This is a genomic window from Streptomyces sp. NPDC001927, assembly GCF_053594455.1.
Genome location: NZ_JBSFEN010000003.1, coordinates 132654 through 148734 on the forward strand (window position 1 = coordinate 132654; position 16081 = coordinate 148734).

Genomic DNA, 16081 nt, shown 5'->3' on the forward strand with positions numbered 1-16081 from the left:
AGGACATCAATACAGCGGATCGATACAGCCCTACCTCGTAGCCGGGAGCCTTCACCATGAACCAGCAGTCCACCGAGCTGCGCGAGACCGTACGCCGCCGCTACGCCGCGGCCGCCCTCCACGTCATCGACGGCGGCACCGCCTGCTGCGGCCCCCAGGCCGTCGAGGTCGACGAGAACTTCGGCGGAGCCCTCTACGCCGACGACGAGCGCGGCGCACTGCCCGCCGACGCCGTCGCCGCCTCCCTCGGCTGCGGCAACCCCACGGCCGTCGCCGAGCTCAACGAGGGCGAGCGCGTCCTCGACCTCGGGTCGGGCGGCGGGATCGACGTCCTCCTCTCGGCCCGCCGGGTCGGCCCGACGGGCAGGGCGTACGGCCTGGACATGACCGACGAGATGCTCGCCCTTGCCCGCGCCAACGCGGCGAAGGCGGGCGCGACGAACGTGGAGTTCCTCAAGGGGACCATCGAGGCGATCCCGCTGCCCGCCGCCACGATCGACGTCGTCATCTCCAACTGCGTGATCAACCTGTCCACCGACAAGCAGGCCGTGTTCGCCGAGACGTTCCGCGTCCTCGCGCCGGGCGGTCGCCTCGGCGTCTCCGACGTCGTCGCCGACGACGCCCTCACCACCGAGCAGCGGGCCGAACGGGGCGACTACGTCGGCTGTATCGCGGGCGCGCTGACCTTCGCCGAGTACCGCGACGGCCTCGAAGCGGCCGGCTTCACCGACATCGACATCACCGCGACCCACGCGGTCGCCGACGGCATGCACGCGGCCGTTGTCCGGGCGGTCAAGCCCGGCGACCGACCCCAGGCGTGAGCGTCAGCGCGCGCCGAACACCTGGGTCCAGTAGGGGCCGCCCTGGTCGTGGATGCCGATCCCGATCTCCTTGAAGTCGCAGTTGAGGATGTTCGCCCGGTGGCCGGGGCTGTTCATCCAGGACTCCATGACCTGCTCCGGGCTGCTCTGCCCCATGGCGATGTTCTCGCCGTACGTCGACCAGGGGTACCCGGTGGCCGTGACGCGCTCGCCCGGACCCTTCCCGTCGGGGCTGGTGTGGTCGAAGTAGTCCCGCGCGGCCATGTCGTCGGAGTGGCCCTGCGCCGCCCTCGTCAGCTGCGAGTTCGCCGTCAGGGGGCTGCAACCGGCCTTCGCCCGCTCGGCGTTGACCAGACTGATCACCTGGTCGGCCGTGGAGTCCGAACCGGCGGGCGGAGTCGTCGCCGTGACCTTCGGCTTCGGCCTGGGCTTGGGCTTCGCCGCGGGCGACGAGGTCCGGGGGGCCGCCGTCTTCGACGGCGTGGCCTTCGCCGTGCTCGGACGGGCGGACGGAGTCGCCGTGGCACTGGCCGACGCCGATGCCGACGCGGAAGCGGAGGCCGAGGGGGTCTCCAGGAGCGTGGTCGAGTCCTGCCCGAGCCCCAGGTCCGGGCCCGGAGCGGCGGCCCGGTTCGCGTCCAGCGACTCCCCGTCCCCGTCGGGTCCGGCGTTCAGGTAGAAGGCCCCGCCGGTGACCGCCACGACCGCCATGCCCGCGGCGACGACGGCCCTGCGCCGGCCACGCCGCTGCTCCTGCTCCCTCCGCCGCCGCGAGGCTCGCGAGCTGCGGGGACCCGCAGGGCGTTCGGGTACGGGAGTGACCGTGCTCTGCGTCTCGTAAAGTGCCGTGGGTTCGTACGGCTCGTACGCCTCGTACGGCTCGTACGTGGGCATCGGCTCGACCGGCTGGTAGGTCGCGGTCTCCCCGTACTGCCCCGGTATCTCGTACGCCTCGTACGCCTGCGTCTCGTACGCCCCCTGCGTTTCGTACGCCTGCGTACCGTACGCCCCATATGTGTCGTACGACTCCGGAGTCCCGTACGGGTACCCCGTGCTCGCCGCCGCCGTCAGTCCGAAGCCCGCGCTCTCCCGGACCGAGGCGAGCAGCCACGCCGACGGCGGGACCAGGAGCAGGCCCGCCAGCAGCCCCTCGGCCGGGACGAGGTTGCTCCACAGGCCGGCGCAGTGCGCGCAGCCGCGCGCGTGGCGGGCTATGCGCTTGCGCCACAGGGCGGACGGGCGGCCGTCCCAGGTGCCGAGCTCGGAGCGGAGGGTGGGGCACGGCGGGTTCTCGGTCAGGGCCCGGACGACGACACGGGCGGTGTCGAGCTGGGCCTTCATCCGCTGCACCCGGACCGCGGTGTGCTCCGTGGACAGGCCGAGGGCCGCCGCCACCTCGTAGCGGGTCAGCTCCCCGGCGCACTCCAGCCACCAGAGCGAAAGGAGCGCGCTGTCGTCCGGCTCGAGCCAGCGCGTGGCCTCGGCGGTCTCGCGGCGCTGCCCGGACAGGTGGAGGCTGACCAGGGTCAGGTCCACGAAGTCCGCGCCGGGGTGCGCGACGTCACGGGCGTCGTCGAGGACGCCCATGTGCAGGCGGGACTGCTGCTTGTGCCAGTGGCCGCGGATCCCGTTCATGGTGATGGCCACGAGCCAGGACCGGAAGCTGTCCGGGGCGCGCAGGGTGCCGAGCCCGTCGAGCGCCCGCAGCATCGTCTCCTGCACCACGTCGTCGACATCGTGGTGGCCGTTCAGGGCCCGGCCCACGATGTTGTAGACGAGGGGCAGGTAGGCGGCGATGAGCTGGTCCTGTGCCCACAGGTCCCCGCTCTGCGCCGCCCTCACGAGCTCCGTGCCGTGCTGCGTGCCGTACTGCGTTCCCATGCCCTGGTTCACTCTGCCTGTCCCGCCTGTTGTCGATGCCGGCAGTTGGGAGACCCCCGGGTATCCCGCTGATAACAGAAATCGGCGAAAGTTTTGCGGCAGAGTAGTACACAGGAGCGAACACGAGCGGTCGCTGGTGCCTCCTGGCTGGTCAGAGGCCCGCCGGAATCCCGTCGGCAGCCCTCCTCACACGCGCAGCCACACCGCCGTGTCCTGGGGCAGCCGCCCCTCGGGATCGAGGGGTCCGCTGGCGAGCAGGAGCCGGTCGTACGGCGGCAGGGCGGCCGGCGTCGGGGCGAGGTTCGCCACACACACCAGGCCCTCCGGGCGGGCCAGCGCGAGCACGCCCTCCTCAGCAGGCAGCCAGGTCATCGGCCCGTCGCCGAAGCCCGGCTCCGTCCGGCGCAGCGCCAGGGCCGTCCGGTACAGCGCGAGCATCGACTCCGGGTCGGTGCGCTGGTGGTCCACCGCGTACCGCGCCCAGTCCCGGGGCTGGGGCAGCCACGGCTCGGACTCCGAGCCGAAGCCGTACCAGGGCGCTTCGGCGGCCCAGGGCAGCGGGACGCGGCAGCCGTCTCGGCCGGGGTCGACGCCCTCGGAGCGGGCGTGCATGGGGTCCTCGATGCGGTCGAGCGGGATCTCGGCCTCGGGGAGTCCGAGCTCCTCGCCCTGGTACACGTACACCGACCCGGGCAGGGCGAGGGTGAGCAGCGCGGCGGCCCGGGCCCGGCGGGTGCCGAGGCCGAGGTCGGTGGGGGTGCCGAAGGCCTTCGTCGCGAAGTCGAAGCCGGTGTCGGCGCGCCCGTAGCGGGTGACGGTCCGGGTGACGTCGTGGTTGCAGAGGACCCAGGTCGCGGGGGCTCCGACGGGCGCGTGTTCGGCGAGGGTGTCGTCGATGGTGCGGCGCAGCCGGTCCGCCTCCCAGGGGCAGGAGAGGAAGGAGAAGTTGAAGGCGGTGTGCAGCTCGTCGGGGCGGAGGTAGCGGGCGAACCGTTCGGAGTCCGGGAGCCAGACCTCGCCGACGAAGACGCCCTGGTAGGTGTCGGCGATCGCGCGCCAGGAGCGGTAGATGTCGTGGAGTTCGTCCTGGTCGATGTACGGGTGGGGGTCGACGCCCTCGACGAAGTCGGCGAGGGCGGGGTCCTTGGCGAGCAGCGCCGCGGAGTCGATGCGTACGCCGGCGACACCGCGCTCGAACCAGAAGCGCAGGACGTCCTCGTGCTCGCGGCGGACCTCCGGGTGGGCCCAGTTGAGGTCGGGCTGCTCGGGAGTGAAGAGATGGAGGTACCACTCGCCGTCCTCGACCCGGGTCCAGGTCGCGCCGGAGAACTGCGAGGGCCAGTCGTTGGGCGGGAGTTCGCCGTGCTCGCCGCGGCCGGGGCGGAAGTGGAACCGTTCGCGCTCGGGGCTGCCGGGTCCTGCGGCGAGGGCCGCGCGGAACCAGGCGTGCTGGTCGGAGACGTGGTTGGGGACGATGTCGACGATCACGCGGATCCCGAGCTCGCGGGCTTCGGCGATGAGTTTCTCGGCCTCGGCGAGCGTGCCGAAGGCGGGGTCGATGGTGCGGTAGTCGGCGACATCGTAGCCGCCGTCCACCAGCGGGGAGAGGTACCAGGGGGTGAACCAGACGGCGTCGACGCCCAGTTCGGCGAGGTAGGGCAGTCTCGCCCGGACGCCCGCGAGGTCCCCGGTGCCGTCGCCGTCTCCGTCGGCGAAGCTGCGTGGGTACACCTGGTAGATGACGGCGTCGCGCCACCAGTCGTCGGTGCGGTGCGAGTTCGGGGCTGCCACGTGACGGTCCTTTCGGGCAGGTCGGGGTTCTTCGCCGCCGGCCCGGTTGCGGCGGGGCGTGTCGGACGGGCCGGCGACGAAGGTCTGGGGGGTGCGGAGGCGGGGAGGGGCGGCGCTGTCAGCCCTTGAGTCCGCCCGCGGTGAGGCCGCTCATGATGTTGCGCTGGAAGACCAGGAAGATGAGCAGGGTCGGCACGGAGGCGATGGTGAGCGCGGCGATGAGCACGTTCACGGGTACGCCGTTGGCGAGCGAGTAGATGCCGACGTTGAGGGTCTGCGTCGCGGGGTCGGGGAGCGTGAGCATCGGCCAGAGGAAGTCCTTCCAGACCCCCACCACCGCGAAGATCGACACCACGCCCAGGATCGGCCGCGAGATGGGCAGCACGATCGACCACAGGATGCGCGTGGGCGAGGCGCCGTCGATGGAGGCCGCGTCGAGGAGTTCCCTCGGGATCGAGTCGAAGAACCGCTTGAGCAGGAAGATGTTGAAGGCGTTGGTCACGGACGGGAGCCAGATCGCCCAGGGCGTGTTCAGCAGGTTGCGCTCGATGACGGGCACGTCGAGGACCGTGAGGTACTGCGGTACGACGAGGACGGTCGCCGGGATCATCAGGGTCGCCAGCATCAGGCCGAGGATCGCCTTGCCGAGGACGGGCCGCAGTTTGGAGAGCGAGTAGGCGGCCGCCACGTCGAGGACGAGTTGGAAGGCGAGCGCGCCGAACGCGTAGTAGAGGGTGTTGAAGAGCAGGGTGGCGAGGTCCATGACCTCCCAGGCGCGGGTGTAGTTCGCCGGCTCGAAGGTGCCGGGCACCAGGGTCGGCGGTGTCTGGATCACCTCCTGGGCGTCCTTGAAGCCGCTCGTCACCAGCCAGTACAGGGGGCCGAGGAACGCCAGGGTGAAGCCGCCGACGACCACCGCGAAGACGGTCCAGTAGATGACCCTGCCGCGGGGGCGGGCGAGCTGCGCCGGCGAGATGAGTGTGCGTGTCGACATGGTGGTCTCCCCCGGTCCTACTCGTCCTCGGCGCGGCTGAGCTTCACGTACGCGGCCGAGAATCCGGCCAGGAGTACGAGGAGGAGCAGGCCGAGGGCCGCCGCGGCACCGTAGTTGTTGAAGTTGAAGGCGTATTGGTAGATGAGGTAGACGACGGTCGTGGTGGAGCCTTCGGGTCCCGCGCCGCCGGTCAGCAGGAAGGGTTCGACGAAGACCTGCATGGTCGCGATGATCTGCATGAGCAGCATCAGCGAGAGGATGAGCCGGGTCTGCGGGATGGTGACGTGCCAGATCTTGCGGAGGAGCCCGGCGCCGTCCAGTTCGGCCGCCTCGTACAGCTCGCCGGGGATGGACTGGAGCGCGGCGAGGTAGATGAGGGCCGCGCCGCCCATGTTCATCCAGGTCGAGGCGATGACGACGGAGAGCATCGAGAGGTCGGGGTCCTGGAGCCACTGCTGCTCGGGCAGGTGGAGGAACCGGAAGAGCTCGTTGAGCAGGCCGTAGCCGGGGTCGTACAGGTACTTGAAGAGGAGGACGGAGGCGACCGGCGGGAGCATCACGGGGAGGTAGACGAGCAGCCGGAGGTAGCCCTTTCCGTGGTGGAACTCGTTGATGACGATGGCCACGACGAACGGCACGGCGAAGCCGAAGACGAGCGCGAGCACGGTGAACAGGAGCGTGTTGCGCCAGGCCTGCCAGAAGGCCGGGTCGTTGAAGACGGTGACGAGGTTGTCGAATCCGACCCAGGTGGTCCGGCCGCCCTCGGTCTTCTGGAAGGCCAGGAAGAACTCCCTGACCATCGGGTACCAGGAGAAGACCGCGAAGCAGAGGACCGCGCCGATGAGGAACCCGTGGGCGGTGAGATTGCGCCGCAGGCTCTTCGCGAACCGCCCGCCGGGGGGCGCGTGGTCCGCCTCGTGCGGCGGTGAGGGGCGGGGGGAACCCGCCTTGCTCGGGGTCAGGCTGGGGGCCGACATCGTCGCTCGCTCCTTGATGCTGGTCTGCCGGTTCGGCCGGGTGTCGGGCTGAGTGAGGGGCCCGGGCGGGGCGGCAGGTCGGTCCGCCCCTGCCCGGGATCCGGTCATCCGGTGGCGAGGACCTGGTTGACCTGCGTCTCGGCGGTGGCGAGCAGCTTGTCGATGTCGGCGTCCTTGTTGGTGAGGAGGCCGGACATCACGTTGTCGAGGACCTTGTAGACCTCCTGGGCCTTCGGCGGCTCCGCCTTGCCCGCGACCGGGTTGTCCATGAAGGACTTGAAGTTGGCGACCGGCATGGTGGCGTGCTCCACGCGGGCGGTGTCGTCCTTGCCCTTGGAGTCGTTCAGCCAGAAGTTGGGCTGCGGGACGCCGACCGGCAGGCCGTCCTGCTTGGAACGCGCCCAGTCGAACTGGCCCTTGCCGACGGTGAGGTTCTTGAAGTTGAGCCAGGCGACGGCGGCCTTGATCTTGTCGGACGAGATGCCCTTCTTGACCATGTAGTTGTTGCCGCCGGCCAGGGTGGCCTTCTCGCCGGGGATCGGGCCCATGCCGAAGTTCTCGTACTTCGCGCCGAGTTGCTGGACCATGTACGCGATGTCGTCGGGCGCCGCGAGGAACATGCCGAGCTTGTCGGTCGCTATCTGCTTCTGCAGGTCGCCCCACTGGAGCAGCTGGGTCTTGCCCATGCTGTCGTCCTCCCAGCGCATGGCGTGGAGGTTCTTCGCGACCTGCTTGCCCAGCTCGTTGTTGAACGCGGCCTTCTTGCCGCTCGCGTCGACGACGTCGCCGCCCAGGCTGTACATCTGCGCGGTGAAGTGCCAGCCACCCGTGTTGCCCGCGCTGTACTCGCCGAAGCCCGCGATGCCGTTGCCGAGTCCGGCGATCTTCTTCGCGGCGGCGCGGACCTCCTCCCAGGTGCGCGGCGGGGCGTCGGCGTCGAGGCCGGCCTGCTGGAAGAGCTTGCGGTTGATGAGCAGGCCCATCGTGTAGTTGCTGGTGGGCAGGCCGTAGAGCTTGCCGTCCTGCTTGAGGGAGCCGAGGACGTTCGGGTCGATGTCCTTCAGGAGCGGGACGGTCTTGTCGTTGACGTACGCGGTGATGTCGGCGGCGCCGTCGTTGTCCAGGACCTGCTGCAGGTCGGTGAAGTACGTGTAGAAGACGTCCGGCTGGGACTTGGCCTTGAGCATCGCGGTGAAGCGGGGCGGTTCGAGGCACTGGCCGGCGGTGGAGCGGCCCTCGATCGTGACGTTGGGGTACGTCTTGTTGAAGGCGGCGACGTCCTCCTTCCACTGCTTGAGCTCGGCCGCCTTCGCCGTCGGGGGCATGCAGTCGATGGTGAGCGTCACCTTGGTCTTCGGGTCCAGCGGGGCGGCGGGGTCGGACGACCCGCCGCCCTCGGAACCACCGCCGCCGTTGTTGTCGCTGCTGCTCGTGCCGCAGGCGGCGAGCACGGTCAGCGTGAGCGCGGAGACGAGGGTGACCGCGCTGGCGCGGCGCGTACGGCGGAACCGGGCACTTCTCATGGGTGGTCCCCTTCGGGCATGAACGTGGAGGTCGCCCCACCGCCGGTGCGTTCTGTGGGGCGCGCCACACTCAACCACCCCCAACAAGCGAACGCAAGATATCGCGCCGATTTCGTAATTGCCTGACAGAAACGAGAAGAAGGCCGGTGCAAGCAGCCGCAAGCCGCCTGCACCGGCCTCACCGGGCCGGTCTCCCGCCCGGGGTGTCGCCGGACCCGCTAGGGGTTGACGTTGATCTTGAAGGTGGACGTGGTGTTACGGATGTCCACCGCGTTGCCGCTCAGCTCCAGGCCGTTGAAGGTCACCTCCCCCACGGCCGGCCCCTGACCGGACTCGGGCAGCTCGTTGGCCCAGAGGCCGAAGCCCGACTTCGCGTCGTACGCGTCGCCGCTCCTGCGCGCGCCCGTGATCGAGATGTCCGTGAACACGGTGTCCTTGATGGGGAACTGCGGCTGCCCGCCGACGTAGTTCGTCTGGAACATCACGCCGCTGTACGTCGGGTCGACGATGTCGACATGGTTGACCCTGATCCCCTGGAAGACCTTGGAGGCGGAGAACACCCAGATGCCCGGGAAGGTCTGCGCGCCCCAGAAGTGCCCGCCGGCCCGGACGATCGAGATGTTCTCGAAGGTCGTGGGATCGGTGCCGAAGCCGTTCATCGGGTAGCCGAAGTCCAGCGAGGAGATGGTGATGCCGGAGTAGACGAGGGTGTCGGCGATGTGGATGTTGCGGAAGGTGTTGTTGTAGCCGCCGTAGACGGCGACGCCCGCGGCCCGCCAGGTCAGCGTCGACGTCAGGTTCTCGTAGACGTTGTTCTTCATGTCCGCGCCGCCCGCGTCGATCGCGGAGAAGAGCGCGAAGCTGTCGTCACCGGTGGCCCGCGCGTCGTTGTTGCTCACGAGGTTGTCGGTGGAGCCGTTGGTCATGTTGATGCCGTCCGCGAACATGTTGCGGATCCGCGAATTCCGAATCGTGATCCGGTCCGTGTTCGCGCCCCAGTACAGGCACACCATGTGCTCGTTCCAGATGTCGTCGATCACGATGTCCGTCACGTTCGCGAAGTCGAAGACCTTGCCCGGGCCGTCGATCCGCGAGGTGTAGTTGCCCCAGTAGGCGAAGCCCTTGAAGAACGAGCCCTTCGCCGCCGCCTCGGCCCGGAAGCCGACGTCGGTGTTCTCCTGCGCGGCGGGCGCGTGGAACTTCGTGTACCAGGGGCCGGCGCCGACGACCTTCACGGGCTTGCCGTACACCTGGAACTTGCTCGACGTCTGGTAGTCGCCCGCCGGCAGGTAGACGCCCACGAGGGTGCCCGTGGTGTCCATCCGTACCCTGTCGAGCGCGTTCTGGACGTCCTGGTGGCCGAAGCCGGCCGGGACCGCGTACGTGGCCGGGTCGGGGTTGGCGACCGGCACGACCTGCTCCAGGTTGACGAAGTCGACCGCGTAGTACGGCTGGTTGTTCGCGGCGTCCTTCTGCAGCCGGATCCTGCTGCCCGCCCGCACGGTCTCGCCGAGCATGACGTTCGCCTCGTCGTAGATGTGCCGCGGGGCGCCCGAACCCGGGGAGTTGCCGGGCGCGGTCTCGGCGCCGTACAGCCAGGCGTACTTCGAGGTCACCGGGAGCGCCTTCTTGAACACCCCGTCGACATAGACGTTGATCGTGGAGTCGACGCCCCCGCCGCCCGGGGCGTCGGGCAGCGAGACCCGGGCGACCAGGGTGTTGGTGTCGGCGCGGGTGGTGAACTCGACGTACTCGCCCGTCGCGTCCAGGTTCACGGCCTTGCGGCCCGAGGCCTCGCCCGCGATGTCGCCGACGGTCCGGTTCGGGCCGACGACCTGCGCGCCTCCCCCGGCGGTGCCGTCCTCCGCCTCGTACATGTCGTACGGCATGTTGGCGCCGCGGCCGACGAAGAGCGGCTGGGTGGAGGTGTTGTTGGCACGCTTGACCGGCAGCTCGTTGGCGTCGTCGGCGAGGACGACCTTCACGGTGTACGAGCCGTTGGCCGCGGTCCAGGGGCCGAGGTTCACCTCGGTCGTGGCCCCGGCCGCGAGGGCCCCGCTGTGCGCCCCGGTCAGCGTCTTGACCGTGGCGCCCGTGGAGTCGAGCAGGGTGAGGGTGATGCCGTGGCTGCCCGGGGCGGTCGCCACGGTGCCCTGGTTCTTCACGGCCACCTTGAAGGTGACGGCCTGGCCGGCCGCGGGGCTGGACGGCGAGGTGGTCACGGAGCTCGCGATCAGGTCCGAGCTGGAGACCGGCCTGACCACCAGGGCAGTGGGGCTGGTGAAGGTGTTGTTGGACTCGTTCTGCTCGATGACCGCGCCCGCCTCGTCGGCGACCGCGCTCAGCTCGTAGGAACCGGCGTCCCGCGCCCCGAGGGAGGCGCTGACCGTGGTCTGGGCGCCGGCGGCCAGGGCTCCGACCTGGGCGGTGGCGACCTTGGTGCCGCCCAGGCGCAGCGCCACGGCGCTCGCGGGTGCGGCGGCCGGACCGCTGTTGCGGACGGTCGCGCTCACCGTGATCGGGTCCGACTCGACCGGTGAGGCGGGCGAGGCGGTCAGTGCTGTGACCTCCAGGTCCGGGTTGGGCGCCGGGACGCCGATGACCTGGAACTCGGCGAGCTGGCCGGCCGGGGCGCCGGAGTTGGCGGTGAACCTCAGCTGGACGTCGGCGACCCGGGCGGAGACCGGGATCGTGACCGTGTTGCCGCTCGACGGGTCGAAGGTGTAGCTCTTCGCCGCGACGAGGCCGGTGTGGCCGGAGGCGCTCTGCTCGCGGCCGAGGACCTCGATCGTCTGGCTCCGGGTGGCCCAGGCTCCGTCCGGGTTGAGCTTGAGGACGAGCCGTTCGACGTCGGCGTTGGAGCCCAGCTTCACGGTGAGGGTCTGCGGGTAGCTGCCGCCCGCGCCCTCCCAGTACGTCGTGAGGTTGTTGTCGTTGGCGTTGACGGCGGCGTACGTGTGCACGGTGGAGGAGGCCGCGATCTCCTTGCCGACCGCGAGGTTGGAGCCCGTGCCGCCGGTGCCGTCGCGGGTCACGGCGTTGCTGTTGGCCGACTGGTTGCCGGCCGCGTCCTTGGCGCGGACGTGGTAGGTGACGGTCGCGGAGGCCGACTGGGTGTCGGTGTACGTGGTGACGTTGCCGGCCACGCTGCCCCGGAGGGTGTTGTTGGCGTAGACGTCGTAGCCGGTGACGCCCACGTTGTCCGACGAGGCGTTCCAGGCCAGCCGGATCTGGCCGGCCGCGGGCTCGGTGAGCTGGAGGTTCGCGGGCGCGGTGGGTGCCTGGGTGTCCCCGGAATCGCCGGTGCGGGTCACGGTGTTGCTGTCGGCGGACTGGTTGCCCGCCGCGTCCTTGGCGCGGACGAGGTAGGTCACCGTCTGGTTCGCCGGCCGGGTGTCGGTGAACGTGGTGACTCCCCCGGCGACGCTGCTGAGCAGGGCGCCGTTGGCGTAGATGTCGTAGCCCGTCACGCCGACGTTGTCGGTCGCCGCGTTCCAGGTGAGCCGGATCTGGTCGGTGGCGGGCTGGGTGAGCGCGAGATTCGCGGGCGCGGACGGGGCCTGCGTGTCGCCGGTCTCCGGGCCGTAGACCTCCAGCTCGGAGAGCTGCCCGGCGGGCTGGATGCTGTTCGCGGTGATGAGGACGCGGACGTGGCGGGTGGTGGTGGCGTCGAAGGTGATCGTCGCGGTGTGTCCGCCGACGGCGTCGAAGGTGTACGCCTGCGATGCGGTCAGGTCGGTGAAGGCGGTGCCGTTGGTGCTGCCCTGGATCTTCAGGGTCTGGCTGCGCGACTCCCAGCCGGAGGGCAGTCGCAGGACGACCCGGTCGACGCGGACGGCGGAGCCGAGGTCGGCCTGGATCCACTGCGGGAGGGCGTTGTTGGCGCTCTCCCAGTAGGTGGCCCGGTTGCCGTCGTTGGCGTTGCCCGCCCCGTACACCTCGGTGTGGCTGCTCGCGGTCAGGGTGCGGCCCGCCGCGAGATTGACGGAGGAGCCGTCGGCGGCGTGCACCTCCAGCTCGGAGAGCTGGGCGGCCTGCCAGCCGGTGTTGGCGGTGATGGCGATCCGGACGAACCGCGTCTGGGTGGCGGGGAACGTGACCGTGACGGTGTTGGCCGTACCGGGGCTGAAGGTGTAGGTGGCGGAGTTCTTGAGGGTGGCGAAGCTGGTGCCGTCGGCGCTGCCCTGGACGGAGAGCGTCTGGTGACGGCTCTCCCAGCCGGCGGGCAGCTTCAGGACCACCTCGTCCACGCGGGTCGTGGTGCCGAGGTCGGCCTGGACCCACTGGGGCAGGCCGCTGCCGGCGCTCTGCCAGTACGAGCCCTGGTTGCCGTCGGTGATGTTGGCGGCGCCGTACTCGGCCAGGGCACTGCTGCCCGCCGCGGCGTCGCCGAGGGCGATGTTGGGGCCGCCCGCGGCCTGCGCGTTCCCGCTCATCAGCGGACCGCCCAGGGCCAGGAGGCTGGTCGCGACCACGGCGCTCAGGAACCGCGGTCTCCATGCGGAGATGCTCATCTGTCCTCTCAAGTCTCGTTCTCGGCCTCGCGCCCGACCGGCGACAAGGCACGGCTGAGTGGCGGCGGCCCCGCTGGAACGGGGCCGCCGCATGGCGTTTCTCAGGGGGTGCGGGTCAGTTCCGGTTGACGACGAACTGCGAGCCGGGCTCGATGAGGACGTCACCCTCGGCCGAGTTGGTGATCGTGACGCCGGTCAGCGTCGCGCTGCCGCGTGCGCCGCTCATGGCGAGGACGCCGGAGCCGTTGTTCGACTTGTCGATCCGGACGTTGGTGATCTTCACGTCCGGCATCTCGCCGCCACCGGTCTTGAACTGGATGCCGTCGTACGTCGAGTCGAGGATGTCGGTGTCCCGGATGGTGACGCCCGGGATGGGCTGGCCCTGCGCGAAGAGCGTGATCGCGCCGAACTCCTGGTCCTCGTTCCAGAACGCGCCGCCGGTGCGGTGCAGGGCGTTGTTGGCGATCAGCGTCTGCCCGGTGAAGGGCAGCGGGTCGTGGTCGGTCGCCAACATGATGCCCGGGTAGTTCATGGTGTCCGAGATGATGTTGTTCTCGATGGTGTTGCCGAAGCCGCCGTAGACGGCGATGCCGTTGGCCCGCCACGGCAGCTGGATGGTGTTGTTGCGGAAGTGGTTGTTGGATCCGATGTCCACCGAGGTGTCCTTGACGTACTTGCTGGCCCACACGGCCAGCGCGTCGTCGCCGGTGTTACGGAAGGACGAGTCGAAGACGGTGGAGTTGCGGGTGCCGTTGGCGAAGTTGATGCCGTCGGCGTAGGTGTTGCGGATCCGCATCCCGGTGAACTCCAGGCCGTCACCGGGGCCCCACAGCTCGGGGATGTTGGAGTAGTCGCGGCCGGCCCAGACGCCGACGTTGGCGTGCTCGATCCAGACATTGTTGATCTTGGTGTTCTTGCCGAAGCGCCCGTTGAGGCCGACTCCGCCCTCGGCGTTGCCGTCACCGCCGCGGATCTGGCCCGAACCGAAGATGGCGATGTCGGAGATCTGCGTGTTGTGGTCGATGTCGAAGCCGAAGTTGCCCTCGTGCGGGTGGTTGATGCCGCCGGCCTGGTGCGGCGGAGTGAGGGTGTAGAGCTGGGAGTGCCACATGCCCGCGCCGCGGATCGTGACGTCCCGGATGCCGACCTGGTTGAACTGGCCGCGGTTGAGCGGGTCGTCGGTCAGGATCTTCTGCTCTTGGCGCCACTGCCCGGCGGGGATCCACACGCAGGAGATCTGGCCGTTCTGGTCGGCGGTGACGGCGCGCTGGAGGGCGTCGGTGTCGTCGATGCCGTCGTTCGGGACCGCGCCGTACTCGGTGATGGAGGTGCAGTTGGCGGGCTTGGCGGCAGGCGGCGCCACCTGCTCCAGGTCGATCAGGTCGATGACGTAGAAGGCCGCCGAGTCGCCCGCGTCGCGCTGGAGCCGGAACTTGGTGCCCACCGGGTACGTCTGCGTGAGCAGCGCGTGGGACTCGTCGAAGAGCCGCCGGGCGTCACCGCCGGGCCGGTTGGTGAGGCCCTCGGGGTCGTCGGTGGTGCCGTAGAGCCAGCTGTGCTTCGACGACAGGGTCAGCTTGCGGACGAAGACACCGTCCGCGTAGAGGCTGATCGTCGCGTCGGCCCCGCCGCCCGCGGACGAGTCGGGGACGGAGTTGCGTACGACGATCGAGTTGGACGGGTTCGTCGAGGTGAACTCGACGTACTGGCCTTGGGAGTTGAGGCGCACCGACTGGCGGCCCGAGGACTCGGTGGCGAAGTTGGTGTGGCCGAAGGTCCGCTTCTGGTCGGCGGTGAGCAGGGTGCCCTCGTACCGGGCGTCCTCCGCCTCGTACTCGGTGTACGGCACGGCCGCGCCGCGTCCGACGACGAGGGAGCGGGTGAAGACGTTGTTGTTCTCGTCGGTCTCGGCGAGGACGCCGGTGGCGTCGGCGGTCGCGGTGAGGGTGGCGCCGCCGCTGGTGGCGGTCCAGGTGCCGGAGAGGGCGACGGTGGCGGTCTGGCCCGCGGCGATCGCGCCCGCGGTGCCGTTCAGGGTGGTGGTTCCGGCCGTCAGCCGGGTGACCGTGCCGGCCGGGGCGCCGGTGGTGCCGCGGTTGTCGACCGCGACGGTGAAGGTGACGGCGGAGCCGACCGCGGGGCTGGCCGGGTTGGTGGTGATCCCGGTGATCCGCAGGTCGGGGCCGGGGCTCTGGCCGACGACGAGCTTCGTCGCCGCGGTCCGGCTGTTGTTGGTGTTGTCCTGCTCGGCGACGGTGTCGGTCGGGTCGACCACGGCCGAGACGGTGTACGAGCCCATGGGCCGCTTCCCGACCGCGACCGGGACGGTCGCCGAGGCGCCGGCGGCGAGGGCCGGGACCGGGGCGGAACCGGCGACGGCGCCTTCCAGGCTGACCTGGACGGTGGTCGCGGCGGCGGCAGCGGTGCCCGCGTTGCGGACGGTGGCGTTGACGGTCACGGCGTCCGTCTCGGACGGGGAGGAGGGGGTCCACGTCAGATCGGTGACGGTGAGGTCGGGGTTGGGCGCGGCCGCGCCCACGACCTGGAACTCCGCGACCTGGCCGCCGGGGGCGCCGGTGTTGGAAAAGATCGTCAGGCGCAGGTCGGCGTACCGGCCGGTGACCGGGATCGTGACGGTGTTCTGGCCCGAGGGGCTGAAGGCGTAGTCGGCGCGTGCCTTGAGCGAGGTGAAGCCGGAGGCCGCCTGCTCGCGGCCGAGTACCTCGATCGACTGGGTCCTGGGACCCCACGCCGCGTCGGGGTTGAGCTTGACGACCACGCCCGTGACGTCGGCGTTCGCGCCGAGCTTCACGGTCAGGCTCGACGGGAAGCCCGCCGACTCCCAGTAGGTGGTGGCGCTGTCGTCGTTGGCGTTGGCGGCGACGTACGTCTGGGTGGTCGATGTCGCCTCGATCGGCTTGTTGCGCGCGAGGTTGGTCCCCGGCGGCGGGTCGACCGGGCCCCCTCCGGCGTCGCCGTAGACCTCCAGCTCGGAGAGCTGGGCGGCGTTCCAGCCGGAGTTCGCCGTCACCTGGATCCGCACGTACCGCGTGGTGACGGAGGTGAGGGCGAGGGTGACGGTGTTCGCCTGGGAGGGATCGAACGCGCGGGGCTGGGCCGCGGCGAGGGTGGTGAACGCGGAGCCGTCGGTGCTGCCGAGCACACCGAGGGTCTGCGAGCGGGCCTCCCACGTGGTCGGGAGCTTCAGGACGACGCTGTCGACGCGGGTACTGGCGCCGAGGTCGACCTGCACCCACTGGGGAAAGGACCCGGCCGGGCCCTCCCAGTAGGACTGCTGACCGCCGTCCGTGACGTTGCCGGCCGGATACGCGCCGTGGGCGCCGGCGGCCGTGGCGGGTCTGCCGAGCGCCAGGTTGGGCGCGGCGGTGGCTGCTGCGTGTGCGGTGACCGGCAGGAGTCCGACGGCCACCAACGCGGCTATCAGCATGCCGACCGTCAACCGCCAGCTCAGGGTTGTGCCTCTCATATGGGCCTCTCCACCGTGCTGGGCCCCGGCGCCGCCCCGAAACATGCTTCTCGCCAGGAACCGAGCGGAACTCTGACAATGAATGACGGCTAC

Annotated in this window: 8 protein-coding genes; 1 reads left to right on the forward strand and 7 read right to left on the reverse strand. The window is 70.2% G+C overall.

Features of this window, described 5'->3' with window-relative positions; genetic code table 11:
- Window positions 1-56: 56 nt before the first annotated feature.
- A complete protein-coding gene (gene arsM, locus ACWCO8_RS08195; RefSeq protein ID WP_451031536.1) occupies window positions 57-821 on the forward strand; it encodes an arsenite methyltransferase in 765 nt (254 codons plus the stop codon).
- Window positions 822-824: 3 nt separating this feature from the next.
- On the opposite strand, the gene ACWCO8_RS08200 is transcribed toward arsM, so the two are convergent.
- The 7 genes from ACWCO8_RS08200 to ACWCO8_RS08230 all read right to left on the reverse strand — a co-directional run bounded on the left by ACWCO8_RS08200 (window position 825) and on the right by ACWCO8_RS08230 (window position 15988).
- The gene (locus tag ACWCO8_RS08200; protein WP_451031537.1) at window positions 825-2702 is read right to left on the reverse strand and encodes a sigma-70 family RNA polymerase sigma factor; all 1878 of its coding nucleotides are present in this window, start codon (window positions 2700-2702) and stop codon (window positions 825-827) included.
- Window positions 2703-2888: 186 nt separating this feature from the next.
- A complete protein-coding gene (locus ACWCO8_RS08205) occupies window positions 2889-4493 on the reverse strand; it encodes a glycoside hydrolase family 13 protein (RefSeq protein WP_451031538.1) in 1605 nt (534 codons plus the stop codon).
- Window positions 4494-4611: 118 nt separating this feature from the next.
- A complete protein-coding gene (locus ACWCO8_RS08210) occupies window positions 4612-5487 on the reverse strand; it encodes a carbohydrate ABC transporter permease (protein WP_362008461.1) in 876 nt (291 codons plus the stop codon).
- 17 nt (window positions 5488-5504) lie between these two features.
- Entirely contained in the window at window positions 5505-6464 is a 960-nt protein-coding gene (locus tag ACWCO8_RS08215) for a carbohydrate ABC transporter permease (RefSeq protein ID WP_451031539.1), read from the reverse strand.
- Between the two features lie 104 nt (window positions 6465-6568).
- Complete coding sequence (locus ACWCO8_RS08220; RefSeq protein WP_451031540.1) at window positions 6569-7987, reverse strand: ABC transporter substrate-binding protein; 1419 nt, start codon at window positions 7985-7987, stop codon at window positions 6569-6571.
- 218 nt (window positions 7988-8205) lie between these two features.
- The gene (locus ACWCO8_RS08225) at window positions 8206-12501 is read right to left on the reverse strand and encodes a discoidin domain-containing protein (RefSeq protein WP_451031541.1); all 4296 of its coding nucleotides are present in this window, start codon (window positions 12499-12501) and stop codon (window positions 8206-8208) included.
- 115 nt (window positions 12502-12616) lie between these two features.
- Entirely contained in the window at window positions 12617-15988 is a 3372-nt protein-coding gene (locus tag ACWCO8_RS08230; RefSeq protein WP_451031542.1) for a CARDB domain-containing protein, read from the reverse strand.
- Between the last annotated feature and the right edge of the window lie 93 nt (window positions 15989-16081).